We start from the raw sequence: 26,218 nt of genomic DNA, 5'->3' as shown, positions 1-26,218 counted from the left end.
TTCTTTGATTGAATTTTAGGTATATCATGGTAATCTATTAGTAGAATCATCTCAAAATTATTTATACATAATGAATTATTATAAAGTAGCGGTTATCAGCCAAGTGAAAGTAGGGATCATCGTGTGGGAATTAAATAAACATTTTTCTTTATTTAGGAAAGGGATACTATTCATATTATTCTCTAGCGTATTATTGATGATCATTGGTTATTGGAGTGATGAATTTTACGGGATTTTTGGAAAGAGTAATTATGTTTCGATTCATTTGCTAATAGAAATTTTGATCATTGTTGTGACGATGACGATTGCCATCCAATCATGGTTAACAACACCTTATATTCTATCTAATAGAACTCTATACATAGGTGCATTATTTTTAACGTATAGCTTAATTGAAATTGCACATGCACTTTCTTATAAGGGGATGCCGCATTTTATTATGGAGAGCACCCCCTATGCTGCAACATGGTTTTATATTATTGGAAGGTTAGTGTTATCATGTGGTATCTTGCTCATATTTTTTATTAAGGAAAAAGCCATTCTTAATAAAACGTATCGATGGTTCATTTATAGTACGCCATTTGTTATTACTGTTGGATTATTCATACTTATATATGTACCGACTACCCCTATTCTGCCACCGCTTGTTATTGAAGGAGTCGGTCCAACACCGTTAAAAATTTCGTTGCAGTATGTCGCAATGGCATGCCATTTTCTCATCATGTACTTATTACTAAAAAAATTTAAGGTAGCACCCAATATTATATTCTTGTTGTTAGGTAGTGCAAGTTATTTAATCATTAGTGATTTACTTTTTACTACATATCGTGACGTTTACGATATTAAAAATTTTATTGGACATATTTTTCAATTGTGTTCTTTTTATTTTCTTTTTAAAGCCATTTACTTTTCATCAATTGAAAAACCGTTTCAGGATTTAATAGAAATGCAGAAACATTTAGAGAAATCTAGAGAGAAGATGCATTATATGGCTTATCATAACGAGGTGACAAGCCTACCAAATGAACGGTTTTTAATGGAGACATTACATAAGAACTTATATAAATCGAATGTTAAGAAGGCTATTTTAGCTATTGAGATTGAACGCATTTCAGCTATTAAAGCGTCACTAGGTAGTTCATATGCAGATAAATTAATTAGTCAAGTTGCACAGCGGCTAAAGGATATTATACCGGAGCAGTATTTACTAAGTATGCTTCGAGAAGATTATTTTATCGTATTTATTGATGATGCAAATCATACACAACGAATCATGGAGCTTTGTAAACAGTTGCAAATGGCCATGGCGAAATCCTTCCAAATACAACATATTTCTTTAAATGGGCATTTGAATATTGGCATATCTTTATTCCCGACGGATGCCTACAAAGAAGAAGAGCTTGTCAGGTATGCTGTGTATGCGATGCAGGAGGCGAGAAAAGTACCTTCACGCATCGTATTTTATGAAACTTCCATGTCTAGCGATATTACAGAGAAAATTATTTTAGAAAATGATTTACGTCATGCTTTGGATAATCATGAGTTGTTTGTGGAATATCAACCGCAAATAGATTTGCAGACAGGGCAAATTTTATCGGTTGAAGCACTAGTCCGTTGGCAGCACCCAAGTAAGGGCATGATTTCACCAGGTTTGTTTATTCCGATTGCCGAAGAGTCAGGTATCATCATTCCGATTGGACAATGGGTATTAGAAACGGCGTGTAGGCAAGTGAAGCAGTGGGAACAAGCAGGCTTACCACCTATCAAAGTAGCGGTAAATCTTTCTTTAGGCCAATTATTTCAGCAAGATTTAGTGGAGATGATTCAATCTGTACTTGAAGATACTGATTTAGACCCAAAATACTTACAATTAGAAATAACGGAAAGTATGACCATTAATATCGATCATATCACGATGATTTTACATCAATTAAAAACGCTCGGTGTGACAATTGCTGTTGATGATTTTGGTACTGGTTACTCATCGTTATCCTATTTAAAAGATTTTCCAATCGATTGCTTGAAAATAGATCGCTCTTTTGTCCAAAAAATTCAAAGCGACCCTACTGATAAAGCATTAGTTGATATGATATTATCGATGGCTAAACATTTACGTTTGAAAGTAGTGGCAGAAGGAATTGAGGAAGTAGCACAGCTCAATTATTTAATGGCAGGGCATTGTGAAACAGTACAAGGGTTTTTATTTAGTAAGCCGTTGCATCCGACATACTTACAAGATAACTATCAGGCACTTCAAGATAATGCACAAACTATTTTAGAAGCGTTACACGCTCAATGCTGAAACTTTAAAACACCCTTGTTTCGAAAGGAAACAAGGGTGTTTTTGTATGAATCACTTATTTTTGGATAGTATTAAAATGAAAACGATTTCATTTATTTAAAATATTCTAAAAATATTAACAATTTAAAAAGTTTTGTATAGGATTGCACTTGACGACGTTGACTTTAGTTGGATGAAGTAATATAATTTTCAAAATATAACAAGATTAATTATTTAGAATAGTATTACAATAATAATTTTTTTGTTGAGAATAATGGAAAAACTAAATGACATGTAGATAGAAGATAGGAGTTTAGACAATGGATATTATGCAAAAGGCAAAAGAGATGCACAAAGAAGCACAAGGGAAAATGGAGATTGTAGCAAAGGTACCTGTGCAGGATACATATGATTTAAGTTTAGCTTATTCACCTGGCGTTGCGCAGCCTTGTATTGAAATCGAAAACAATCCGCAAGCAGTGTATGATTATACAATTAAAGGAAATCTAGTTGGTATTGTGACAGATGGGACAGCCGTTCTAGGATTAGGTGACATCGGCCCAGAAGCGGCATTACCGGTGATGGAGGGAAAGGCGATTTTGCTAAAACGTTTTGCCAATGTGGATGCATTTCCTATTTGTCTCGCAACAAAAGATGTGGATGAAATCGTACGCACTGTTAAGGCGATTGCTCCAACATTTGGTGGTATTAATTTAGAGGATATTTCTGCTCCGCGATGTTTTGAAATCGAAGATCGCCTTCGACAGGAGTGTAATATACCCGTGTTCCATGATGACCAGCATGGTACGGCGATTGTTGTTGGGGCTGGCTTAATGAATGCGATTAAAATTGTCAACAAGGAACCAAAAGATATGAAGGTAGTGATAAACGGTGCCGGGGCGGCTGGCATTGCAATATTGCGCTTATTACTTCAAATGGGTTATAGAAATGTTGTGATGTGTGATACAAAGGGGATTATTTATGACGGGCGTAAGGAAGGGATGAATAGCATCAAAGACCAGATAGCAAAAATTTCAAACCCATTCAAATTAGTTGGGACATTAGAAGACGCGATTGCTGGTAGTGATGTTTTTGTCGGTGTATCTGTTGCCAATTTATTAACGAAAGAGCATATCGAATCAATGAACGAAAATCCTATAGTATTTGCGCTAGCTAATCCTAATCCAGAAATCACGTATGATAATGCTCGTGCATGGGGTGTACGTGTTATGGGTACTGGCCGTTCAGATTATCCGAATCAAGTAAATAATATGCTTGCTTTCCCTGGTATTTTTAGGGGGGCATTAGATGTCCGCGCTACAGATATAAATGAGGCGATGAAACTGGCAGCGGTAGAAGCCATTGCTTCGTTAGTATCAGCAGAAGACTTATCAGAAGAATTTATTATTCCAAAGTCGATGGATGAGCGTGTAGCGAGCGTTGTCGCGAAAGCTGTTGGCAGTGCTGCAATTGACTCCGGCGTATCGGTGTTATTCCAGCAACCACATCAACATGTCTAAACGTTGTCCGTTTCTTTCTATTTAACAATCATGGTATGATAGAGGTGTAATGATTTGTTGAGATAAGGACGGGTTTCGATCATGGCACAGGAAGTAGCAAATAAATTTATTGAAAATGTATGTTACCATTTAGTACGTAATATGGATATTGAAAAGGTTGAGCAACACTTTAATCAGACGATTGATATGCAACGTCAATCGGCTAGTTCGAAAACAGATTTTTGGGATAGGCTGATGGTGAATATGTTGTATTTTACTGACAATGAGCAAGTTTGGGAAAATCAGCTTATCAATATGCTAGAACAGAAACAATGGGTAAAACCAGCAGTACTTGAAGAAGAATTGCTTATGCATCAAATGCGAATTCGTCAGCAAGTAGCTGAACGAATGGAGATGGCAAAAGAATTGTTCCATCAACAGTATGACGCTGAAGGTCTTACAGAGGAAGCGATTATTTATGACTATGCCTATAGCGCTGCTGGACATTCGATGCGAATGGATTTACTCTCGGTTCTTGTATCAACGCCTGCACAATCCAACGTGCTATTTGACGCTGATCCGCAAGAAACACTTCGCATCATTAACGGATATATAGCCTATCATACAGACGGGCTTATTTCGAAAACAAATTTAACATAAAATTTGTAGGCATCGAATTAGAGAAAATTCTCTAATTCGATGCCTTTGTAGTGTCAGACACACAAACAATTTTCAAACAATTAGGGGAAGATTCCAAAATCAACATCTGTGCAGTATAATTGGGCAATATGTTAAAATAGTTTTGATTTTACTTGAAAGGAATTAATAGCAATGAATACACCATTCACTTTTAAACATACACAACCAGCAAATATGGACCCTACTAAAAAATATCCAGCGATTTTTTTATTGCATGGAATGGGTAGCAATGAAGATGATTTACCGCAATTGGTACAAGATTTTCAAGACCAGTGTCATATCATTAGTTTGAGAGGTCCTATTGCACAAAAGCCGGGTTTTGCCTTTTTCACGATACAGGAAGTGGGAAAGCCAGACCGTGCTATTTTTGATAAAGTGTTAATTGCACTGCAACGATTTATTTTAGAAGCGATTGAAGAGTTTCAAATTGATCCGCATAAAGTATTTGTCCTAGGCTTTAGCCAAGGGGCTGTTCTTGCACAGTCACTAGCTTTTGTTATGGGCAATTTAATTACAGGCATTGTAGCATTAAGCGGATATACGCCAAAATTTGTTACGGAGGAATATGCGATTCGCACGGTCAATCATTTACATGCTTTTATTTCTCATGGTGATTATGATTATGTGATTCCTTCACAATGGGGTATGGAAAGCAAAGAACTGTTTGAGCAATTTGGCGCCACAGTTACTTTCAAGCAATATCCAGATGGACATGGTGTTACACCAGAAAATTGGCGAGATTTAGGCATGTTTTTAGCGCAACAACTACAAGAACAAGATCATATGCAGTAACCCTAAGTAATAGATAAAAGGCATCGGGAATTCAATTTCTCGATGCCTTTTGTTCGTAAAAATTTTATTTAGATAGACTGCGGTCTTTATCTGTTACAGCTGCAACAGCATCATGGATTGTCGTTTCGAAATGATTGCTTTGAAGGGAAGATACGCCTTGAATGGTTGTTCCACCTGGAGAGCAGACTTGATCGACCAGCGCCCATGGATGCTCTTTTGATTGTAAAATCATTTTCGCACTGCCGAGTACTGCATTTGCAGCAATGTCGAGTGCCATGTTTTTCGGCATGCCTTCACGCACAGCAGCGCGAGCTAAGGCATCGATATACATATAGGTGAATGCTGGTGAAGCCCCACCAATTGTTGTAAAGATGGAGAATAAGTGTTCAGGTACTTCAATTATCGTGCCGATTGTTTCAAATAACATGGTGATAAGACGAAGTTGTGTCTCTGTTACTTGCTCATTTGCTGTATAGCAACTTGTTGATGCGCCAATTAGGGCATTGATATTTGGCATTACGCGAATAATAGGCGTGGACTCTGAAAGATAACCATGGAAGTAATTGAGGTTTTTTCCCGCAGCAATGGATACAATCATATGCTTTTCTTGGAGATGTTTTTTGACCTCAGGTAAAACATCAGGTAGCATTTGAGGTTTCACACCTAAAATAATGACATCACATTTTGCCATGAGTTCCTCGATGGAAGTTGTTGCTTGTATACCATAAGAGGTTGCGAGTTTTGTTGTTTTTGATTTTGTACGATTATAGCCATATATATAAGAGGAATCAAAATCTCCGCTATTGCACATTCCTTTAATAATGGCTGTGGTCATATTACCTAGACCAATAAATCCATATTTCACGTGTTAGACACTCCTTCGTTTAGATAGAACATACCCATTAGTATAGTGCAGATTGTTTTTCTTGAATAGCATTATGCAGGAAAGAAGGCAATTAGGTTCAAATTCATGCAAGTCGGTGGTATCATAGAAGGAGTTGTGAATTGACATTATACCTTCTATTGATAAAATCATGTACTTTATGTGAACTTTGAGACATAGCTATCCTAAAAGGGGTAAAATAATAATTTGATATGTTTAATGCAAAAAATGTCTCATTCTATCGAAGGACGTAAGTAGAAATTATAAGAGAAAAGGAATTAAGAGGAATGGAACAAAATCTAAAAACGGACCAAAATCCACAAACTGTAGAAAAAACAATAGAGAAACATTCGCGCTCTAATGTTTTAGCTCAAACAGTTAAAACAGGTATCATAAAATCCAATTTAATTCCTATGTGGGCTGGCTTGTCGCTAGGGATGTATAAAAATAAAATGACATTATTGGACAATATACCAGAAATCATTTTCGCAACAATTGGTTCGGCACTTGTTATAGGTGCGGCAGGAGCTTTTAATAATGTGTATGACCGTGATATAGATGCCATTATGCCGCGTACGAAAAATCGTCCGACTGTAACAGGGGAGATGTCAGCAAAATCCACGATGAGTTTAGCGATTATTATGCTTGTTGTTGGAGTAGCTGTACTAGCATTAGCCTCACCACTAGCTGCATTATTTGGATTTTTAGGTGTATTTTTATATGTTGTGCCGTATACAATGTGGACAAAGCGTCGCACTATTTATAATACCGAAATTGGTAGTATATCAGGCGCAGTACCACCTTTAATTGGTTGGGCAGCTGTATCTACTGATATTACACATCCTGCTTTAATGGGGCTCTTTTGTGTGATGGTAATCTGGCAAATGCCACATTTTTATGCGATTGCGATTCGTAAACATGCGGATTATGAAGCAGCTAACGTTCCGATGCTTCCTGTAATAAAAGGGATGCGCCGCACATATTACCAAACAAATTTTTATTTAATACTGTTAATATTATCAAGCTTTTTATTTGGTTCATTAAGTATTGGTATTATGCTTGTCGCACTTATATTAAGTGTGGCATGGCTTGTAATGAGTATTTACGGTTATCATAGTAACACGGATCAAGTGAAGTGGGCGACGAAAATGTTTGTTTTCTCGCTTTTCCATATGACAATTCTCTTCTCAACAGTTATTATTTATTCCCTAGCTGGGGTCATTTTTAAATTATATTAAATAGCATATTTCGATGAATCATAATTGAAAAGCCAACAAGTTATTCTAAGCTTGTTGGCTTTTCTTTTGCAACAGATGTAATTTGTCGATTTGGCCATTCGAGTGCATGAAGCTGCCCTCCAAAAACAGCACCTCCATCAATACCAATAATATTATTATCGCCGAAATAAACACTGTAGTTAGTTGGGTCTTGATGCAATTTATAGGTTGGTGTATGCCCGAAAATTATAGTTTTCTCACCACTGTAGCCTGTATGAAACTCTTCTCGAATCCATAAAAGTTGTAAAGGATCTGTGTCCGCTAAGGCTTTACCAGGTACAACGCCACCATGAACAAAAATGGCATCCTCCAACTCTATATACGTTTCAAACGTCTCGATAAGCTGTAAATGTTCTTCAAGCTTTGGCAATGTTTGAATAAAGCTAGGTAATGTGTTTTGGGCAATGGCATCTTCAAAATCTTCAGGCTGATAGCCGTAGCTTGCAAGTGTTGCATCTCCGCCACAAAGTGAAATCCAATGATGCCATGCTTTTGGAATACCAGAACGACAAGCTTTGAGCATAATAGCCTCGTGATTTCCTAATAGTACACGTGCACCCGTTGCTTGTAGTTCCTCAATTATATTTAAAACGCCACAAGATGCAGGACCCCGATCAATATAATCCCCTAATAAAAGTAACTTATCTTGTGTGGCGTCGAACTTCAATTTTAATAATAATTTTTCCAGAAGTTCTAATTCTCCGTGTATATCACTAATTGCTAGTATACGTGTCATAAAAAAGCATCCTTTCCAGTATAACAGGCGTTACTAATTATTATATAGAAGAATCTTACAAAATTCGACTTTTCTCGTTTGTTGATGATTTCCTCGGTAAGGAAGAAATATTTTAAGAAAAATGTTGTACGACCTAGTAATTGTTAGCGTTTGTCGTGTGATTCTATCTTATGTCACAATGTTTAAGAGCTATTATTCGTTTGTCCATAGATTTCGAATAGTGGGGGAGGGATGTACTAGTGGAAGATGCGATGTAATTCAGAAGATTAGGTGATTTGAATATAAACCTTTTTTCCAAGGCTTATATTCAAATCGGTTAATATTATTCTTTGAGGTTGTGCCATTCTTGCATGGCAAGTGTTTCGTCAAAGGTTGACAGCAGACGATAGTTGTCTGTATCTAAAATGCGATAATGTTGACTAATGACGTTTTGTTGTAAACGATAGCCTTGCCATTCATTTAGGTTTTTCCACCATATGTATCCGCCCATTGTTTTTTCCTTTGGCGGTAATGTGCCGTTATTGGCGATTAAGTCAACGACTTCAAGTGGATCACCACCTAGCTCATGCTGTAATATGGAACTTTCACGGCATAAAGCACATACTGCAACTGTAGTTGTCCATCCGGTTTTAATGCGGCCTTTTTCAATTTGCACGAGTGTTTTTTTGGAAAGCCCAAGGAGATCGCTCATTTGGTCTTGCGTTAATGCTTTTTCTGTTCGAATTAATTTTAGTTTTTCTGAAACGAGTAAAATGAGTTGTTCACGATTCATTCAAACACCCTTTCTTTCAGGTTGTTACGCTCCATTATACATGAAAAAGTAAAGGAAGGTGTGCAAGTGATGATTTTGAAATTAGAGGTAAAGGGGAGCTTGGGCTAAGCTAAAGAAATAGACTGCTCAAAGAAAAAAGCTTAGTCATTGAGCAGTCTGTTATTTGTGGAACAGGCCATTACTTAATATTCATATTTTTTTGTGTCCGAAATAACACGGAAATGGATTCCTTTAATTTGGGCACTTACTTTATGTCGAAGTGTATCAAGATAGACTAGCTCGTCTCCATCGTTTACACACTCAGCAATTTCCTGTAAAAGTTTAGTGAATGCCTCTTTGAATAATGAGCGCATATTATCAAAGTCAAGACTTCTAAAGCTACCGTCGATATCGAACGCCTCTACAGAATTTAACTGCTTGGAAGCACCAGCAAAGCGGTCATCGTATACTGTGTAGTTTTCATCTGTTACAACGATAATATATAATACTTCTCCTGTAATTGTTTTTAACTCAATATTTGTTTTGTGTTTTTTTACATCCGTAATAATATGGATACCGTCTGAATGATAAAGTTTAAAAAGTTTCATAACAATGCCCCCTGATCATAAAATCATATACAGATTTATTATATCGAAATATGGCTAATAATGGAATGAGACAAAAGTATTTAGATAACTTTGTATAGCCCTAAAGTTGTGAAAGTTATATCAACTGAGCCTTTCGTTTACGTTTATTAGCCTTCTGTAGGAACGGGTGCAGTTTTATGAAGAGGACGCACTTCGATAAAGTGAAGCTGATGACCCTGTTGTTCATAAATGCTAAATACATATTGCGCTAGCTCGATGTTTTTAATCGCTTTGAGCCCGTTGTTGACTGTTAAGAACCAACCACCAAGTGTTTCTACTTCTTCATTATCAAGGGATACTTGCAATAAATTTTCTACATCTTCTACAAGCATTTTTGCATTCAAAATATAATGATTGTCACCAATCTTCCGAATTTCTGCAACTTCATCATCGTCAAATTCATCACGAATCTCGCCAACGATTTCTTCTAAAATGTCTTCCACCGTCACAAGCCCAGAGGTACCACCATATTCATCCATTAAAATCGCCATATGAATGCGATCTTTCTGCATGCGAACTAGTAATTGTTGTATAGGTGTTGTTTCAATTACTCGAATAACAGGGTTAATAAAGTTTTCGAGCACTAAAGAATCATCAGTTATTTGTTCCAATAAGCCATGTGTAAACAACTCTTTTGCATTAATAAAGCCTAAAATATTATCACGGTCACCATCATACACAGGGTAGCGAGTATATTTCTCGGATGCGATAAAGTGAATAATATTAGTGAAGGTTTCATTAATTTCAATACCCGCAATCTCTGTTCGGGGAATCATAATTTCGCGAGCAATCCGTTCGTCAAATTCGAAAACATTATTCACGAACTTTAACTCGGTTTTATTGATTTCACCATTTTTAAAACTTTCAGATAACAGGGAACGCAATTCTTCCTCTGTATGTGAAATCTCGTGTTCATTAGCCGGTTTCATACCAAAGAAACTTAGAAGCATACGCGCCGATCCGTTTAAAAACCAAATGAATGGATACATCAATTTATAGAAAGCGATAATCGGTTTAGCAAAAAGCAATGAGATTGTTTCCGTCTTTTGAATAGCTGCCGTTTTTGGCGCTAATTCGCCGACAACGACATGTAGAAAAGTAGCGATAGCGAAAGCCGAACCGATTGTGAAAATAGGGATAAATTTATCCGAAATGCCGATTGTTTCAAAGAGTGGATGTAACATAAATTCAAAGGTTTTTTCACCAACCATCCCGATACCAAGTGCTGTTATTGTTATACCAAGCTGACAGGCAGATAAGTATTCATCTAAATGGTTGACAACATGCTTCGCAGGTATTGCCTTTTTATTGCCCTCTGCAATTAACTGATCAAGTCTAGAGGAACGCATTTTAACAATCGCAAATTCCGTTGCTACGAAAAAGGCGGTTAAAGCTAATAAAATAGTGAAAATCGATAAATTTAATATGGTCTCCAAATAGTCGTTCTGCAAAACAGAACGTCACCTCCTAGGTATTAATGAGTAGTAATAATGATTGCATTAATGCAATGCTTTCAGGTGAAACATTTTTTTTAATCGTTTGGCTATATTTCGTGTCTTGATTGTTCATTTGTTCCAGTAAAGAAGTTACATCATGCTCTAAATCTTGCATTTTTAAACGTAGTATTTGAACATCGATTTCTTCATAAGTTGTTGTGACATTAAGTGCTTGTTGTATTTCTACGAGTGAAAGTCCTTCCTGCTTGCGTTTCTCGATGAAATGAAGTCGTTCAATCATGGCAGGATCATAATAGCGGTAGTTTGATGGGGACCGTTCTGCCTCCAACAGGCCTAAATTTGTATAGTAATCAATTGTTCTTTTAGTAATGCCAGTTTTTTGAGCAAGCTCTCCGATTTTTAATTTTTCTGTCCCAATGCAAATACCTCCCAACCATCACGTGATGCTTTGATTATAACGTGACAGTTTTATAGCATACAAATAATACGCTTTAAAATTTTTAAAAATATGATTTTTTTGTGAATACGGCTTGTTGCTAAGGGCTTGCTAAAGGAATCGTCAATCGTTACAAAAAAAAGCTCTTCTAAACGATAATATCGTTAGAAAAGCTACAGACCTTATTTATTTAAATAGGTATCGTATAGATGATGTAATGCATCCTCGCCATTCATTTGTAGTATTTTTTCTTGATTTAAAACAAGTGTTACGGCTGTTTGCGCGCTATCAATTTGATCGTCATCTATTGTACACGTAACAGTCACTACACCGGTTTCAGCAAGCTTCTTTTGCATAGGAGTATCCCATGCTTGGTCAGAGAATAATGGTGCTCGCCATGTACCTTGAACATGTAGTTCATTTAATTCGGCGTCATATTCCCAGCGTATGTCACGTAAAATAGTTTTAAATAGGTCATTAATAGTAAATGTTTGGTCTTTGTAGTTAAGCGTTAGCGCTCTTATTGCATGGACATCACGACTAACAGAGCTCGCGGCAGCATCAGCTGCTGAGTTAATGCCCGATGCCGCATCTTTGATTTCAGATAGTCGATCGCCACAGCCGGTAAGTAAGGTAGACAGGCATGCTACAAAAGTGAGTTTTGTCATCCATTTCACAAGGAGTACCCCCAGTTTACTAGTTGTTACTACTATATTAACGAAAAGAAAATTGTGAAGAAAGGGTATGTAACAGGCAGATTGTGACGGTTTTGCAACGATACAACCTTTTCAAATGAATTGGAAATAGCAATGGTTATCTAGAGTGAAATTTTACGTAACTTAAATCAAGAAGGGGAGCGGTTCATATGAAAATTAATGATGAGATACTCGATCGATTAGGAACATATTTTGTTTATCATGCGGTCTATGATAATTATGGAATAACCTTCGAAAATTTTGTGGAGCGTTGGTTGCGTGGGATACTTGAAGTTTAGTGATGTCTATTCAAATCGCAAGGAAGTCCAACGGGTAGGACCACGACAAGTGCTGTTAGGTTCGCTGTTGTATACATCAACGTTGACGACAAAAAGTGTTAGATTGATCACAGTCAATCTAACACTTTTACTTTTTAATATTTTCTTGTCAGTATTACTTAAAGTAGTTCGTAATAAACTGATTTGCTTCTTGCCAATTATACACTCGCACAACATTGTCAGGTACAGCAAGACGGTTATATGGTGTATCGAATAAAATAACAGGTATTTTTAATTCTTCAGCGAGCATCACAGCATTATCATGTTTATCTTCAAAGAAAGCGGCGACATTATGCTTTTTGGCAGTCGCTAATTTATCATGACTTCCGATAAGTTCTATGTGATCGTACGGAATAGCCTGTGATTTAAACCAGTTCATCGTAATATCAGAAACATTCTGACCACGTGCAGAAATATAATATAGCTCATAAGTATGTTGCCAAGCATTTAAAATAGCTTTGGCATCCTTTGCAGCTTCTGATACTTCATACATATAAGGCTCATTTTCCTTAAACCATGCGTTAAATGCAGTGCGATCTACTGGATAAGGAAAGGCCGATAAAAAATCATATTCACAAACATCATCCAGTGTAATATTGACCTTATACTGCTTATTAATATGCGGGATAAGTGTACTCGGACAGGTCACTGTACCGTCAATATCAATACCAAAACGGGGCTTTGTCATGCAAGCACCTCCCTTAGGCGTTCGCTTTTGCAGCTTCTTCAGCCGCACGTTTTTCAGCCATTTCTGCAGCTAGCTTATCAATTTCTTTTTTCAATTCTTCTACCATTGTTTCTTCTGGAACTTTACGAACCGTTTTGCCTTTCATGAATAGCAGACCTTCACCACGTGCACCTGCAATACCGATATCGGCTTCACGTGCTTCACCTGGACCATTTACAGCACAACCTAGAACAGCTACTTTTAAAGGCACATTTAATGTTGAAATATATTCTTCCACTTCATTTGCAATAGAGATAAGGTCGATTTCAATACGGCCACATGTAGGGCATGAAATTAACGTTGCCATGTTAGACGCTAAACCAAATGATTTTAATAGCTCACGAGCAACTTTCACTTCCTCCACAGGGTCGGCAGATAAAGAGATACGTAGCGTATTACCAATACCTTTTGACAGGATTGCGCCAAGGCCAGCAGCAGATTTTACAGTCCCAGCAAACAATGTACCGGATTCTGTAATACCTAAATGTAGCGGATAATCAAAAGCTTGTGCAGCTTTTTCATATGCTTCAATCGCTAAATTGACATCCGATGCCTTCATTGACACGATAATATCGTGGAAATCTAAGTCTTCCAAAATTTTAATATGGTGTAGTGCTGATTCTACCATACCATCGGCAGTTGGATAGCCGTATTTTTCAAGAATGTGTCGCTCTAATGAACCGGCATTTACGCCAATACGAATAGGAATGCCTTTTGCTTTTGCAGCTGTTACAACGGCTTCAACTTTTTCTTTACGCCCAATATTACCTGGGTTAATACGAACTTTATCAATACCATTTTCAATTGCTTTTAAAGCTAATTTATAATCAAAGTGAATATCAGCTACTAATGGAATATGGATACGTTTTTTTATTTCGGCAATTGCATCAGCCGCACGCTCATCTGGCACTGCAACACGAACAATTTGACAGCCCGCCTCTTCTAGTCGCAGAATTTCTGCAACAGTTGCTTCGACATCATGTGTTTTTGTTGTACACATACTTTGAATGAATAATTCATTACTACCACCAATTGTTAAATTACCGACACGTACAGGACGTGTTTTTGAACGGTGACAAATTTCACTCATTAACTTTCTCTCCTTTTCGGGCCACTACTTTCAGCCGTCACTGACACTTATTTTAGCAGTGTAAGAAAATAAGGACAAGGAAGAAACGTTAACTTTTCATTTTCCGCATGCGTTTTCGAATTCAAAAGAGAGGGGAAGCTTAATATTTTCGCCTGGTACAAGTGCTTGTAATTGTAAATGTGGATTTAATTGATAAAAGAGCTCCAGTCGTTCCGGAAAGGTCATCGGCATTTTTGCTGGGTGTAGTGCAAATAAGCTATGGATGGTATCGCCTTGAATTGTTTGGACCGTAATGTAAGCTGGCTCGCGCTGGTCTTCGCAAAGTGTATTTTGCCCATCTTTTGGATAGAAGGCAGCGAGAGATAATGTACCTTCTGTTAAATCTACTTTTACGACAAATGCGATAAGCACAATAGCAACAGTTAACAAGAATGCTCGCAAAAAAAACCCCCTCCTTTTTCTACACTATATTGAGAAGAGAGGGGAATCATGCCTATTATTTTGAAATTGGTTGTTTTGGATATTTTGTAAAGGCGATAATTAATAGAGTAATGGTTAAAAGTAATGACAAGATTGAGAGTATTGTTCGGGCAGTTGGTACGAATTCTGCTAACATGCTTAAAATAGTCGCCCAAGTAATAGCGAATGTTGTAGTGCGCCAAATATGGCGGTATTCACCACGACGTTTCATAACTTTTAAAATAAATAAACCTGCTAGAGCATAGAGCGCAATTTGACCAAAAACTAACATCGTTGTTAGTACAAATAACATGATGAATGTGACTGGGTATAACAGCCATTTTATTTGATCTATGTATTCCGTTATCCCACTTATATCGAGGGTATTAACAGACATATCAGTAGAAAAACGTCCAAATGAAAATACAGTAACAATGGTAATTAATAGAAAGGTATATTGAATGACTTTGCCGATAGGTAGTAAACGATAAGCTGCTAGTTTTTTAGGGTGTATTAAGCTATCGATTAATAATTGTGAGTGTTTCATATTTATATCTCCTCCATCCGCTATTCTAACATGTTCGTGAATGACTAGATATGGATTGCATCACTTTCACTGAGAATGAGATGCTAAAATGTTAACATTGTGTAAAGAAGTTAAAGGTTTTCTTTACTTTTTGTACATTTTCATTTAATGATTAGGAATAGATTAGTAGAGACGTAGGAATTGGAGCGAATACCATTGACAATAGATTGGCAAAGCATATTATTTCAATTTTTAGGCGGATTAGGGGTCTTTTTATTTTCCATAAAATATATGGGAGAAGGGTTACAAAAATCGGCAGATGACAGACTCCGTGAATGGTTGAATCGATTTACAACGAATCCGTTTATGGGTGTGTTAGTTGGGATAATCGTAACGGTTTGTATTCAGTCAAGTTCGGCGACAACAGTAATTACTGTTGGTCTAGTGAGTGCAGGCTTCTTAACATTACGACAAGCAATAGGTGTCATTATGGGAGCTAATATTGGCACGACAATAACTGCATTTATTATCGGCATTAATATAGGTATTTATTTTTATCCACTTCTCGCGATTGGCGCAGCATTTTTATTTTTCTTTAAAAAGGCTATTTATCATCACATAGGTCAAATTTTATTTGGCTTTGGTGGTTTGTTTTTAGGATTGGAGCTAATGAGTGCTAGTATGCAGTCACTGCATGAATTAGCAGACTTCGCATCATTAACCATTCATTTGAGTAATCAACCGGTAATCGGGATATTTTTAGGGACTATTTTTACATTGCTCGTTCAAAGTTCGACAGCGACAGTTGGCGTATTGCAAGGCTTATATGCTGAACAATTAATCGGTTTAGATAGTGCGCTACCGATTTTATTTGGTGAAAATATCGGCACGACAATAACGGCTGTCCTCGCTTCATTAGGTGCTTCGATTTATGCAAAGCGAGCAGCGGCTGCCCATGTGTTATTTAATGTGATTGGGACGGTTATTTTTATGTTGCTGTTTACCCCCTTTATAAATTATGTGCAGTGGATTAGTCAGTTGTTTCATTTAGAAGCTCGAATGCAAATTGCTGTCGCACATGGTTCGTTTAATGTCTTTAATATGTTGATCCAACTACCGTTTATCGCAGGATTATCATTATTAGTAACAAAATTATTGCCTGGACATGACGGTGGTATTGATGTTGCAACGAAACATCTGGACCCATCCTTCATTGATTCTTCGCCAGCCATCGCATTAGGGCAAGCGAAAGAAGAAGTTTTGCGGATGGGTGAACATGCGCTGAGGGGCTTAGAAGAAACGTTTTACTACATGAAAACAGGGGAGTCATCACATATCCCTACCGTATTACAGTTGGAAGTGGCACTTAATCATTTAGATAAAGAAATAACGAATTATTTAGTGATGGTGTCCAAGCAGCCGCTTTCTCATGCTGATTCGGTACGACACCATACCCTATTAACGAATGTGCGTGATATTGAGCGTATTGGCGACCATTTTGAAAATATTTTGGAGCTATTGCAATATAAGGATCACCATGAAGTGAGTTTAAGTAAATCAGCGCGGCAAGATTTAATCGGTATGTTTAGTCTTGCCATCGAGGCGGTAAGGAAAAGCTTAGAGGCGCTTGATACGGCGAGTCTTAGTTTAGCGCAAGAAGTAACAGAGTTAGAGAGTTTGATAGATGATATGGAGGATAAACTAAGACAAAAGCATATTGCACGTTTAAATACAAACGAATGTAGTGGCGCAGCTGGTATTGTTTATACGGATATTGTTAGCAACTTGGAGAGAATTGGGGATCACGCTGTGAATATTGCAGATTCTATTTTAGGAATTCGCCACTAGATTGAAACTTTTGGGCAATATTTTTCGTATGTAAGGCATGCAAGACAAAAGGAGAGAGCTTTGATGGAAGTTGTTGGCTGGATCGTAGTGATTGCCTGCTTTATCGTTTCATTTGTTGGATTAGTGTATCCGATAATCCCAGGTGTTCTATTTTTACTAGGTGGATTTATTCTTTATGGATTATTTTTCTCATTTGCTGATTTAAGTTGGTGGTTCTGGGCAATTGAAATTTTATTTGTTGTCCTTCTCTTTGGAGCTGATACGGTTGCAAATGCTGTTGGTATTAAAAAATTCGGTGGCTCCAATGCAGGAATGTGGGGCAGTACAATCGGATTATTGATTGGGCCATTCGTTATTCCTGTTGCCGGCATTTTAGTAGGGCCTTTTTTAGGCGCCATCATTGCAGAGCTTATTGTAGAGCGAAGAACTTTTAATGAAGCTGTAAAAAGTGGTGTGGGTTCGCTTATCGGTTTTTTAACGTCAACCGTAGCCAAGGCAGTTATTCAAATTGTGATGATTGTCGTATTCTTTATTGCTATTTAAACGTATTGTGGGGGTAACTATAAAGTTTAACAAATTAAAGAAGTGGGTATATTAGAAATTGGATTATTTATTTCGGTCAAAAGGCTGAAATCTTTAATTTGAGGTATTTTTCATTGAATGGTTTGACCAATTTTGATAATCTAAGGATGTACTAATTATTTCTTTATTTTAGGGAGGAACTTAATAATGGCTTACGAATTACCACAATTAACTTATGCTTACGATGCATTAGAACCAAATATCGATGCAAAAACTATGGAAATTCACTATTCTAAACACCACAATACTTATGTAACAAATTTAAACGCAGCAGTAGAAGGTACTGAATTTGCAGAAAAAGACATTAATGACTTAATCGCAAATATCGATGCACTTCCAGCTGACAAACAAACAGCAGTTCGTAACAACGGTGGCGGACATGCTAACCACACACTATTCTGGGAAGTAATCGCACCAGGCGGTTCAAAAACTCCAGTTGGTGAAGTAGCTAAAGCAATCGATGCTAAATTTGGTTCTTTCGATGCTTTCAAAGAAGAGTTTGCAAAAGCTGCAACAACTCGATTCGGTTCAGGTTGGGCTTGGTTAATCGTTGATGGTGATTCAGTAGCAGTTACATCTACACCAAACCAAGACTCTCCAGTTATGGAAGGTAAAACACCAATCTTAGGATTAGATGTTTGGGAGCACGCTTACTACTTAAACTATCAAAACCGTCGTCCAGATTATATCGGTGCTTTCTGGAACGTAGTAAACTGGGATGCAGTAGAAGCTAAATTTCAAGCTGCAAAATAATCATTTGCGATAAAAAAGCAAAATAATTAGGTTTCTGCGGAACTATTGTGAAGCGGAAGTTTACTAATTATTTCTATGTAAAGGGCTATGTATAAGGTGAAAAATCACCTTGGCATGGCCCTTTTTATATGATTTTAGCGCATTCAGTAATGTTGCTTTCGAATAGCAGAAATCCATATATACGGAAGGAAACTTTTCTTGCCAAGTACCGTCATTTAAAATGATGCTTCCTCTAGTTAAGGATTGTTACGGCAGATCATTTCATAAATAGTCGGAAATTACGAATAGGTCGACGAAGCAAACGGCTGGGACTCCTCCAACGAAGTGTGAAAAGCGACCATCTGTAGTGTAAGTGATGTGATTGCTTCTATTTTACATTTTTCAATAATTAGTATTTTAATGATGACAAGGCGAATTATGAAAATGATGCAAGAGTATGCTTTTCTGACGCAACTTCGAATGGTATACTAGGTATCGTGTATTTAAACAGTTATTAGATGAGGAGGGGAATACATATGCGCAAAGCACCGGGGAAAAATCGCGCAGCGAGTGTTAAAGCGAAACATCACTCTAATTTAACATTTCGTATGAATGTCCTTTTCTTTGCTATATTTATCGTATTTTCGATGTTAATTTTTAGACTTGGTTATATGCAAATTGTTAAAGGGGAAGATTATGTTCGTATTTTAGAGCGGACTGAGGAAGTACCTGTCAATACGAGTGTGCCAAGGGGTCGGATGTATGATCGTTATGGGCGTATTTTAGTGGATAATCAGCCTGAAAACGCGATTACGTATACAAAAATGCAGACGACTAAAACGGAGGATATGTTAGCAATTGCTGAAAAGCTGGCTCAATTGATTGAACAACCAACGAATCGTGTCACATTACGCGATAAATTGGATTTTTGGATTTTAAAAAACCATGACGCAGCATATGCAAAAATATCTGATGAAGAGCAAACGAAAATTAAAACACAGGAAAATATTACGACAAGTCAAGCGAATGCAGAAATCGATAAAATTGTGCGTGAGCGCATTACAGACGAAGAATTAGCACAATTAACGGAAGCGGATTTAGAAGTATTAGCTATTTACCGCGAGATGGTATCAGGCTACAATTTATCACCTCAAATCATTAAAAGTGAGAATGTATCTGCAGATGAATTTGCTCGCGTTTCAGAGCGTTTAACTGAGTTGCCAGGAGTCAACACAACGACAGACTGGAAGCGTGTTAAACTATCATCCCTTTCTGTGTTAGGCCGTACAACTGTACCAACAAAAGGGATACCGAAAGAGAAGCTCAATTATTATTTAGCACGTGATTATTCACGTAATGATCGCGTCGGAGAAAGTTATATTGAAGCGCAATATGAAGAGCTTTTACAAGGGCAAAAAACAGTTGTCAAAAATATTACGAATAAAAAAGGGCAAGTTGTTGATACCATTACAACATATGAAGGCGAGCCTGGTAAAGATTTAGTATTAACATTTGATAGCGAGTTGCAAGTCGCTAATGAAAAAATTGTAGAGGAAGAACTGCTGAAGTTAAAAGCAATGTCTGGCTCAAGTTTATTAGATCGAGCGTTCTTAATCATGATGGACCCAAATACGGGAGATATCCTATCAATGGTAGGTAAAAAAATCGAAAAAGATTCGGAAACTGGCAGAAATGTAGTTGTGGATTATGCATACGGCTCGTTTACAACAGCTTATGAGGCAGGGTCTGTCGTAAAAGCAGGTACACTGCTGACAGGCTATAAACTAGGGGCGATTACTCCGAACACAGTATTAGGAGATGAACCAATCCATTTACTTGGTACACCCGTTAAAAGATCGATCTTTAATGCTGGTGGCTATATTTCAATGGATGGTTTAAGCGCACTTGAGCAATCTTCCAACGTATATATGTTTAAAACGGCAATGCTTATTAATGGCACACCATACAGTTACATGATGCCATTGCGATTAAATGATCAAACATTCCCGAAAATGCGTAATTCCTTTGCACAGTTTGGGCTAGGTGTTAAAACAGGTATTGATTTACCAAATGAATTTAGCGGTGTCCAAGGTCCGTCTGGTCCAACAATGGGTGGTAAAACACTCGACTTAGCCATTGGACAATATGATACGTATACACCGCTTCAACTAGCACAATATATTTCAACGATAGCGAATGGCGGCTATCGTGTTCAGCCTCATGTCGTGAAAGAAGTGCGTGATCCATCAAAAGATGGTCAGCAGCTAGGACAATTAGTGACAGAAGTAGGACCGAGAATTTTAAATCATATCGATAATACAGAAGAAGAAATTAATTATGTAAAAAAAGGCTTGCATCGTGTTTATACGGGTTCTCGTGGTACGGCACGTTCAGCATTTTCGAACGCACCTTTTACCGCTGCCGGGAAAACAGGGACAGCCGAAGTAGTATATTATGGACCATTACGTGAACGTTATGGTACAAATACGATTAATTTAACGCATGTTGGCTATGCGCCATATGAAAATCCTGAAGTTGCTTATGCTGTTGTCATTCCATGGGCAACTACGAACCTTAATCAACATTTATCGAATAATAACGTGATTGCAAGACGTGCTTTAGATGCTTACTATGAGCTAAAAGCAAAATATGAAAAGACAAAAGTGACAGATAATAAAGTAGAACAACCAATTTTACCTGCGATTACAAAAGATAAAATCGGTGAAGATGAACAAGAATAAAAAAACCGCTAGCGCATATTATATGCCTAGCGGTTTTTAGTATCTATATAGCTTTTTACTAGCGATTAAGCTGTTGAATCGCCAATTCAAATTGTTCCTTCGGTTTTTCTCCATAAAGCTCAATATTATTATAGAAATACGTCGTCATCATAAAATCAATAGCCTCCTGTAATGACAACTCTCGATGATCCATGATAAGTGTTAAATATGTTTTAAAGTAATCGGCATTTTGTACATTTGCATGATTAATCACAAAGTCAAACTCCTCTTATAATATTTCCTGACACAAATGAATATTATAGCATCTTTGCTAAAGGAAGCAAATCATTTAATTGCAATTGTAAACGTCTCTTTACAATCGTTTACAAAGCATTACATTCCTTTACGTGTCTTTTACGAACGGTTTATACGAATTCAACAATAAGTCATTATAGTAAAGATTGTAAGGCAAAACACAAATAAAAAAGTTAGTGACGGAGGCAAATGAGATGAAAAAGTGGAAGTACTTAACGATGACAGCGGTAATGGGTTCAGCATTAATGCTTGGTGCATGTAGCGGAGACAACTCAACGCAAAACAATAACAATGCAGAAACGAACTCAGGACAAGAAGCTGCTGACGAAAAACTGCAAGGTTCAGTTGCTGGAGATGGTTCATCAACAGTAGCACCAATTATTGAAGCAGTTGTTGAAGAGTATGCAGGTGCACAACCGGATGTCAAAGTATCGGTAGGTGTTTCTGGTACTGGTGGTGGCTTTGAAAAATTCATCGCAGGTGAGACAGACTTTTCAAATGCATCTCGTTTTATAAAGACAGAAGAGAAAGAAAAACTAGACCAAGCTGGAATAGCTTACACTGAGTTAGCTTTAGCATATGATGGTTTATCAGTAGTGGTGAATCCTGAAAACGATTGGGCAAAGGATTTAACTATAGAACAACTAAAGAAAATTTGGACTGAAGATGGCACAGAGAAAAAATGGTCAGATATCGACCCTTCATGGCCAGCAGAAAAAATCGTATTCTACTCACCAGGTACTGACTCAGGTACGTATGATTACTTTGATGAAGTCGTTTTAGATGGTGCTGATCTAGTAAGTTCAGCGACATTATCAGAGGATGATAATATGCTAGTTCAAGGTATTTCTGGTGACAAGTATGCAATTGGCTTCTTTGGCTTCGCTTACTACTTAGAAAATAAAGATAAGTTAAACATTGTTAAAGTCAATGGAATTGAACCAACACATGACACAATTGAAAAAGGCGAATATACGCCACTTTCACGCCCACTATTCACTTATGTGAAAAACAGTGCGATGAAAGATAATGCAGCAGCATATGATTTCGTTAAGTTCACACTTGAAAATGCAGGAGATATGGCAGAAGCAGTAGGTTATGTTCGTCTACCTGAAGAAAAATATGCTGAAGGCTTAAAAACTTTAGAAGGCTTAAAATAAGTAGACATGCATAGAGGGAAAGAGATGGATGCTCTTTCCCTCGCTTATTGGAAAGGAGCACCCAATGGTTTCTCAAAAGGAAAATAAGACATCATCTGTGCAACAATTAATTGCAAATTCGCGCAATCATAAAACTAAGAAAATAGTGGAAAAAGCCATGCCAGCTTTATTATTTTCTGCAGCGCTTATCTCGATTTTGACAACATTTGGCATTGTTTTCACCCTTATTTTTGAAACGTTTGAGTTTTTCAAGCGTGTTTCGATTACGGATTTTTTATTTGGTACACAGTGGCTACCGTTTTCTGGAAAGGAGCCATTATTTGGGATTTTACCGCTTATCGCAGGAACACTGAAAGTTACATTAATTGCAGTTGCTGTAGCAGTACCATTTGGGATTGCTTCAGCCATCTATTTAAGTGAATATGCGAGTGAGAAAACAAGACGTACAGTTAAACCGATTTTAGAAGTATTAGCAGGTGTACCGACAATCGTTTATGGCTTCTTTGCATTAACGTTTGTCACACCAGTGCTACAAGGAATTATTCCAGAGCTTAAACTATTTAATGCACTTAGTCCAGGGATTGTAGTGGGCATTATGATATTACCAATGATTACATCACTATCAGAAGATGCCATGTCATCTGTACCAAACAGTATGCGAGAAGGGGCTTTAGCGCTAGGGGCTACGAAGTTTGAGGTTGCTATAAAAGTAGTGTTACCAGCCGCTTTATCGGGAATTGTGGCATCAGTCGTACTTGCTATTTCCCGGGCAATTGGGGAAACAATGATTGTGTCCTTAGCAGGAGGATCGACACCTAAATTTGATTTAAATGTCACAGATTCCATCCAAACGATGACAGCCTATATTGTACAAGTTTCTACGGGTGATGCTGGTTATGGAACGACGATTTATTACTCGATCTACTCAGTTGGATTCACATTATTTATCTTTACGTTAGTGATGAACTTAATCGCTCATTATATTTCGAAACGCTTCAGGGAGGTTTACTAGCATGCGCTATATCGATGATACAGTCGTCAAGAAACGAATGACTAAACGTATTACATTCAATAAAGTCTGGAAATCCTTATTTTTCTTGGCAACTACATTTGCGCTTGTAATGCTAGCGATTTTGCTCTACCGCATTGTGACGCAAGGAGTAGGTTACTTAAACATTGATTTCCTAACGAATTTTGCTTCACGCTTTGCGGATAAGGCAGGGATTAAAGCTGCATTAATCGGCTCACTTTGGTTAATGGGAGTAGTAGCTCCGGTATCGATTGTTTTAGGTGTAGGAACAGCGATTTATCTAGAAGAATATGCAAAGAAAAATAGATTGAATGATTTTATTCGCATGAATATCTCAAACTTAGCAGGTGTACCTTCAATTGTTTTTGGTTTACTTGGGTTAACAATTTTTGTTCGTATGATGGAACTAGGTAAAAGTATTTTAGCAGCAGGTTTAACGATGAGTTTGCTAATATTACCTGTAATAATCGTGGCTGCTCAGGAAGCAATACGCGCTGTACCGAATGAACAACGTGAAGCTTCTTATGGGATGGGAGCGACGAAATGGCAAACCATTTTACGTGTCGTATTACCAGCTGCCATCCCTGGGATTTTAACAGGTAGTATTTTAGCTTTATCTCGTGCAATAGGTGAAACAGCACCACTCGTAGTAATTGGGATACCTGTTATTTTACAATTTTTACCTAACGATTTATTAAGCCAGTTTACTGCATTGCCGATGCAAATTTATGATTGGGCTAAACGTCCGCAAGAGGCATTTCAATATGTAGCGGCAGCGGGGATTTTAGTGCTGATGATTGTGCTGCTAATGATGAATTCCATCGCTATTTTTATTCGAAATAAATTCCAAAAACGTTATTAATGAGGTGACCTTATGGTACTAGATTTTAAAGAGGAAAATTCAGTTGTCAAATCAATTAATATAAATGTAAAGCCATCTGCTGAAGTTGCGAAAAAAGTAGTGTATGATACACGTAACTTAAATTTATGGTACGGTGATCATCACGGTTTAAAAGATGTTAATTTAAGTATTTATGAAAATGAAGTCACAGCTATTATTGGCCCTTCGGGTTGCGGGAAATCTACTTATTTAAAAACGTTAAACAGAATGGTAGAGCTAGTACCGATAGTTCGTACATCGGGCGAAATATTATACCGTGAACGAAATATCTTAGATAAAAACTATACAGTTGAGGAATTGCGTACTCGCGTAGGGATGGTATTCCAAAAACCTAACCCATTCCCAAAATCAATCTATGATAATATTGCTTACGGTCCACGTATCCACGGCATTAAAAACAAAAAAATTCTAGATGAAATTGTTGAAAAATCATTGCGCGGTGCGGCTATTTGGGATGAAGTAAAAGATCGTCTAAATCAAAATGCTTATGGTTTATCAGGTGGTCAGCAACAGCGTATTTGTATTGCACGTTGTTTAGCAATCGAGCCAGATGTTATTTTAATGGATGAGCCCACTTCTGCACTTGACCCAATTTCTACGTTAAAAGTGGAAGAGCTTGTACAAGAGCTTAAAAAAGATTATTCAATCGTTATTGTTACACATAATATGCAACAAGCGGCACGTATTTCAGACCGTACAGCATTTTTCCTAAGCGGCGAAGTTGTGGAATATGACAAAACAGATGTGATTTTCCAAACACCTTCAGATCAACGTACAGAAGATTACATTTCAGGACGCTTCGGCTAAGCATAGGGGGAACTATAGATGGTAGTACGTGAACGCTTTGAGCAAGAGCTTAAGGAAATTCAAGAACAGTTTGTAGAAATTGCAACAAATAGTATTAATGCATTAAAAATATCTTTTGAGGCATTGTTAGAGCAAGATTTGGAGAAATCATTAAAAATTATTGAAGATGATTTATATATTAATCGACTTGAGGAAGAAATTAATGATCGAGTAATTTTGATGATTGCCAAGCAACAACCTGTAGCGACAGATTTGCGCCGACTTATGGTACTTGTAAAAGCTGCATCTGATATGGAGAGAGTGGGAGATTATGCAGTTAATATCGCAAAAGAGACGATTCGTTTAGGTAAGGAGCCTCTAATCTTCCCAACGACCAATTTACAATCGATGTGTAATAAGACAGTCGAAATGCTTGAAAGTATTATTACAGCCTTTAGGGAAGAAGATACTGTCCGAGCAAAAGAAATTGCTGAACTTGACGATTACGTAGATGATTTATATGGGGCAACAGTAACATTATTACTTCGTGCTGGTGCAGAAAGTCCATCTCATATTTCGCAATTTACACATTTAACATTTGTTTGTCGTCATTTAGAACGTTCAGCGGATCATGCAACGAATATTGCCGAACATTTATTTTACTTAATTAAAGGTAAACATTATGAATTGAATAATTAAAAGAGAAGGGCTGCGACAAAGTGGCCGTTCTCTTTTTGCCCTTTAATACACTATTAAATATAAGAAATCGTGGCAACATTACACTCTACACCTACGTCAACTATTGTAGTGTGTTTATTTGTATTGTCAAAAAATTTTTTTGGTTATACTAT

The 26,218-nt window shown here is 37.2% G+C and carries 27 protein-coding genes; 15 read left to right on the top strand and 12 right to left on the bottom strand.

Features of this window, described 5'->3' with window-relative positions; genetic code table 11:
* Positions 1-121: 121 nt before the first annotated feature.
* The 4 genes from T479_RS14230 (at position 122) to T479_RS14215 (ending at position 5,271) form a co-directional block, all read left to right on the top strand.
* On the top strand, positions 122-2,302 hold the full coding sequence (locus T479_RS14230) for a bifunctional diguanylate cyclase/phosphodiesterase (RefSeq protein ID WP_052599506.1): 2,181 nt from the start codon (positions 122-124) through the stop codon (positions 2,300-2,302).
* A 299-nt stretch (positions 2,303-2,601) separates the two neighbouring features.
* On the top strand, positions 2,602-3,801 hold the full coding sequence (locus T479_RS14225; protein ID WP_024362962.1) for an NAD(P)-dependent malic enzyme: 1,200 nt from the start codon (positions 2,602-2,604) through the stop codon (positions 3,799-3,801).
* Between the two features lie 81 nt (positions 3,802-3,882).
* A complete protein-coding gene (locus T479_RS14220) occupies positions 3,883-4,440 on the top strand; it encodes a hypothetical protein (protein WP_024362961.1) in 558 nt (185 codons plus the stop codon).
* A 171-nt stretch (positions 4,441-4,611) separates the two neighbouring features.
* Positions 4,612-5,271: an alpha/beta hydrolase gene (locus T479_RS14215; RefSeq protein WP_024362960.1), complete on the top strand. Its 660-nt coding sequence runs from the start codon at positions 4,612-4,614 to the stop codon at positions 5,269-5,271.
* Between the two features lie 64 nt (positions 5,272-5,335).
* Here the strand turns inward: T479_RS14215 and proC are convergent, their stop codons facing one another.
* Positions 5,336-6,136, bottom strand: coding sequence for a pyrroline-5-carboxylate reductase (gene proC, locus T479_RS14210; RefSeq protein ID WP_024362959.1), 801 nt, complete (start codon positions 6,134-6,136; stop codon positions 5,336-5,338).
* 305 nt (positions 6,137-6,441) lie between these two features.
* Here proC and cyoE point away from each other — a divergent pair, with 305 nt between their 5' ends.
* Positions 6,442-7,392 carry a heme o synthase gene (gene cyoE, locus T479_RS14205; RefSeq protein ID WP_024362958.1) on the top strand — a complete coding sequence of 317 codons (951 nt, stop codon included), beginning with the start codon at positions 6,442-6,444 and terminating at the stop codon, positions 7,390-7,392.
* Positions 7,393-7,432: 40 nt separating this feature from the next.
* On the opposite strand, the gene T479_RS14200 is transcribed toward cyoE, so the two are convergent.
* The 6 genes from T479_RS14200 to T479_RS14175 form a co-directional block, all read right to left on the bottom strand.
* A complete protein-coding gene (locus T479_RS14200; RefSeq protein WP_025219990.1) occupies positions 7,433-8,167 on the bottom strand; it encodes a metallophosphoesterase in 735 nt (244 codons plus the stop codon).
* A 322-nt stretch (positions 8,168-8,489) separates the two neighbouring features.
* Positions 8,490-8,939: a helix-turn-helix transcriptional regulator gene (locus tag T479_RS14195; protein ID WP_025219989.1), complete on the bottom strand. Its 450-nt coding sequence runs from the start codon at positions 8,937-8,939 to the stop codon at positions 8,490-8,492.
* A gap of 182 nt (positions 8,940-9,121) precedes the next feature.
* Positions 9,122-9,526, bottom strand: coding sequence for a hypothetical protein (locus T479_RS14190; RefSeq protein ID WP_024361300.1), 405 nt, complete (start codon positions 9,524-9,526; stop codon positions 9,122-9,124).
* 146 nt (positions 9,527-9,672) lie between these two features.
* Complete coding sequence (locus T479_RS14185; RefSeq protein WP_025219988.1) at positions 9,673-11,001, bottom strand: hemolysin family protein; 1,329 nt, start codon at positions 10,999-11,001, stop codon at positions 9,673-9,675.
* Positions 11,002-11,032: 31 nt separating this feature from the next.
* Positions 11,033-11,455: a MerR family transcriptional regulator gene (locus T479_RS14180; RefSeq protein ID WP_227665360.1), complete on the bottom strand. Its 423-nt coding sequence runs from the start codon at positions 11,453-11,455 to the stop codon at positions 11,033-11,035.
* Between the two features lie 185 nt (positions 11,456-11,640).
* Positions 11,641-12,126: a hypothetical protein gene (locus T479_RS14175; RefSeq protein WP_227665468.1), complete on the bottom strand. Its 486-nt coding sequence runs from the start codon at positions 12,124-12,126 to the stop codon at positions 11,641-11,643.
* Between the two features lie 197 nt (positions 12,127-12,323).
* Here T479_RS14175 and T479_RS24210 point away from each other — a divergent pair, with 197 nt between their 5' ends.
* A complete protein-coding gene (locus T479_RS24210; RefSeq protein WP_255313805.1) occupies positions 12,324-12,452 on the top strand; it encodes a hypothetical protein in 129 nt (42 codons plus the stop codon).
* A 154-nt stretch (positions 12,453-12,606) separates the two neighbouring features.
* Here T479_RS24210 and T479_RS14170 read toward each other — a convergent pair whose 3' ends face one another.
* The 4 genes from T479_RS14170 to T479_RS14155 all read right to left on the bottom strand — a co-directional run bounded on the left by T479_RS14170 (position 12,607) and on the right by T479_RS14155 (position 15,314).
* Positions 12,607-13,179, bottom strand: coding sequence for a 5' nucleotidase, NT5C type (locus T479_RS14170; protein ID WP_024361296.1), 573 nt, complete (start codon positions 13,177-13,179; stop codon positions 12,607-12,609).
* 13 nt (positions 13,180-13,192) lie between these two features.
* Positions 13,193-14,308 (bottom strand): flavodoxin-dependent (E)-4-hydroxy-3-methylbut-2-enyl-diphosphate synthase, encoded by a 1,116-nt coding sequence (gene ispG / locus T479_RS14165; RefSeq protein WP_024361295.1) that lies wholly within the window; start codon positions 14,306-14,308, stop codon positions 13,193-13,195.
* A 96-nt stretch (positions 14,309-14,404) separates the two neighbouring features.
* A complete protein-coding gene (locus tag T479_RS14160; protein ID WP_024361294.1) occupies positions 14,405-14,749 on the bottom strand; it encodes a protein YqfZ in 345 nt (114 codons plus the stop codon).
* A gap of 55 nt (positions 14,750-14,804) precedes the next feature.
* On the bottom strand, positions 14,805-15,314 hold the full coding sequence (locus T479_RS14155; protein WP_024361293.1) for a DUF1189 family protein: 510 nt from the start codon (positions 15,312-15,314) through the stop codon (positions 14,805-14,807).
* Positions 15,315-15,509: 195 nt separating this feature from the next.
* On the opposite strand from T479_RS14155, the gene T479_RS14150 reads away from it, so the two are divergent.
* From T479_RS14150 to T479_RS14135, 4 genes are all read left to right on the top strand, one after another.
* Positions 15,510-17,141 (top strand): Na/Pi cotransporter family protein, encoded by a 1,632-nt coding sequence (locus T479_RS14150; RefSeq protein ID WP_024361292.1) that lies wholly within the window; start codon positions 15,510-15,512, stop codon positions 17,139-17,141.
* 63 nt (positions 17,142-17,204) lie between these two features.
* Positions 17,205-17,684, top strand: a complete 480-nt coding sequence (locus tag T479_RS14145; RefSeq protein WP_024361291.1) for a DUF456 domain-containing protein — start codon at positions 17,205-17,207, stop codon at positions 17,682-17,684.
* Positions 17,685-17,870: 186 nt separating this feature from the next.
* Positions 17,871-18,476, top strand: a complete 606-nt coding sequence (locus tag T479_RS14140) for a superoxide dismutase (protein ID WP_024361290.1) — start codon at positions 17,871-17,873, stop codon at positions 18,474-18,476.
* 515 nt (positions 18,477-18,991) lie between these two features.
* Positions 18,992-21,196, top strand: coding sequence for a peptidoglycan D,D-transpeptidase FtsI family protein (locus T479_RS14135; RefSeq protein ID WP_025219986.1), 2,205 nt, complete (start codon positions 18,992-18,994; stop codon positions 21,194-21,196).
* Between the two features lie 58 nt (positions 21,197-21,254).
* On the opposite strand, the gene T479_RS14130 is transcribed toward T479_RS14135, so the two are convergent.
* Positions 21,255-21,449: a hypothetical protein gene (locus tag T479_RS14130; RefSeq protein WP_036204720.1), complete on the bottom strand. Its 195-nt coding sequence runs from the start codon at positions 21,447-21,449 to the stop codon at positions 21,255-21,257.
* Positions 21,450-21,684: 235 nt separating this feature from the next.
* Between T479_RS14130 and T479_RS14125 the strand changes: the two genes are divergently transcribed.
* From T479_RS14125 to phoU, 5 genes are all read left to right on the top strand, one after another.
* Positions 21,685-22,650 (top strand): PstS family phosphate ABC transporter substrate-binding protein, encoded by a 966-nt coding sequence (locus T479_RS14125; protein WP_024361287.1) that lies wholly within the window; start codon positions 21,685-21,687, stop codon positions 22,648-22,650.
* A 64-nt stretch (positions 22,651-22,714) separates the two neighbouring features.
* Positions 22,715-23,662 carry a phosphate ABC transporter permease subunit PstC gene (pstC, locus tag T479_RS14120; RefSeq protein ID WP_024361286.1) on the top strand — a complete coding sequence of 316 codons (948 nt, stop codon included), beginning with the start codon at positions 22,715-22,717 and terminating at the stop codon, positions 23,660-23,662.
* A gap of 1 nt (position 23,663) precedes the next feature.
* Entirely contained in the window at positions 23,664-24,542 is an 879-nt protein-coding gene (gene pstA, locus T479_RS14115) for a phosphate ABC transporter permease PstA (RefSeq protein WP_024361285.1), read from the top strand.
* A gap of 54 nt (positions 24,543-24,596) precedes the next feature.
* Positions 24,597-25,388, top strand: a complete 792-nt coding sequence (gene pstB, locus T479_RS14110; RefSeq protein ID WP_172583046.1) for a phosphate ABC transporter ATP-binding protein PstB — start codon at positions 24,597-24,599, stop codon at positions 25,386-25,388.
* A gap of 18 nt (positions 25,389-25,406) precedes the next feature.
* Entirely contained in the window at positions 25,407-26,066 is a 660-nt protein-coding gene (gene phoU / locus T479_RS14105; protein ID WP_024361283.1) for a phosphate signaling complex protein PhoU, read from the top strand.
* Positions 26,067-26,218 lie beyond the last annotated feature (152 nt).

The sequence above is a fragment of the Lysinibacillus sphaericus genome (assembly GCF_000600105.1).
In the GTDB taxonomy this organism is placed as follows: domain Bacteria; phylum Bacillota; class Bacilli; order Bacillales_A; family Planococcaceae; genus Lysinibacillus; species Lysinibacillus sphaericus.
This window is presented reverse-complemented; position numbering and strand designations above follow the sequence as displayed.

Excerpts from the sequence above, each read along its gene's own strand:
- T479_RS14145 (WP_024361291.1), top strand. The coding sequence starts at position 17,205 with ATGGAAGTTGTTGGCTGGATCGTAGTGATTGCCTGCTTTATCGTTTCA.
- T479_RS14225 (WP_024362962.1), top strand. The coding sequence starts at position 2,602 with ATGGATATTATGCAAAAGGCAAAAGAGATGCACAAAGAAGCACAAGGG.
- T479_RS14125 (WP_024361287.1), top strand. The coding sequence starts at position 21,685 with ATGAAAAAGTGGAAGTACTTAACGATGACAGCGGTAATGGGTTCAGCA.
- T479_RS14135 (WP_025219986.1), top strand. The coding sequence starts at position 18,992 with ATGCGCAAAGCACCGGGGAAAAATCGCGCAGCGAGTGTTAAAGCGAAA.
- T479_RS24210 (WP_255313805.1), top strand. The coding sequence starts at position 12,324 with ATGAAAATTAATGATGAGATACTCGATCGATTAGGAACATATTTTGTT.
- ispG (WP_024361295.1), bottom strand. The coding sequence starts at position 14,308 with ATGAGTGAAATTTGTCACCGTTCAAAAACACGTCCTGTACGTGTCGGT.
- pstA (WP_024361285.1), top strand. The coding sequence starts at position 23,664 with ATGCGCTATATCGATGATACAGTCGTCAAGAAACGAATGACTAAACGT.
- T479_RS14170 (WP_024361296.1), bottom strand. The coding sequence starts at position 13,179 with ATGACAAAGCCCCGTTTTGGTATTGATATTGACGGTACAGTGACCTGT.
- T479_RS14200 (WP_025219990.1), bottom strand. The coding sequence starts at position 8,167 with ATGACACGTATACTAGCAATTAGTGATATACACGGAGAATTAGAACTT.
- T479_RS14220 (WP_024362961.1), top strand. The coding sequence starts at position 3,883 with ATGGCACAGGAAGTAGCAAATAAATTTATTGAAAATGTATGTTACCAT.
- T479_RS14190 (WP_024361300.1), bottom strand. The coding sequence starts at position 9,526 with ATGAAACTTTTTAAACTTTATCATTCAGACGGTATCCATATTATTACG.
- T479_RS14140 (WP_024361290.1), top strand. The coding sequence starts at position 17,871 with ATGGCTTACGAATTACCACAATTAACTTATGCTTACGATGCATTAGAA.
- T479_RS14195 (WP_025219989.1), bottom strand. The coding sequence starts at position 8,939 with ATGAATCGTGAACAACTCATTTTACTCGTTTCAGAAAAACTAAAATTA.
- T479_RS14175 (WP_227665468.1), bottom strand. The coding sequence starts at position 12,126 with ATGACAAAACTCACTTTTGTAGCATGCCTGTCTACCTTACTTACCGGC.
- phoU (WP_024361283.1), top strand. The coding sequence starts at position 25,407 with ATGGTAGTACGTGAACGCTTTGAGCAAGAGCTTAAGGAAATTCAAGAA.
- cyoE (WP_024362958.1), top strand. The coding sequence starts at position 6,442 with ATGGAACAAAATCTAAAAACGGACCAAAATCCACAAACTGTAGAAAAA.
- T479_RS14215 (WP_024362960.1), top strand. The coding sequence starts at position 4,612 with ATGAATACACCATTCACTTTTAAACATACACAACCAGCAAATATGGAC.
- T479_RS14155 (WP_024361293.1), bottom strand. The coding sequence starts at position 15,314 with ATGAAACACTCACAATTATTAATCGATAGCTTAATACACCCTAAAAAA.
- pstC (WP_024361286.1), top strand. The coding sequence starts at position 22,715 with ATGGTTTCTCAAAAGGAAAATAAGACATCATCTGTGCAACAATTAATT.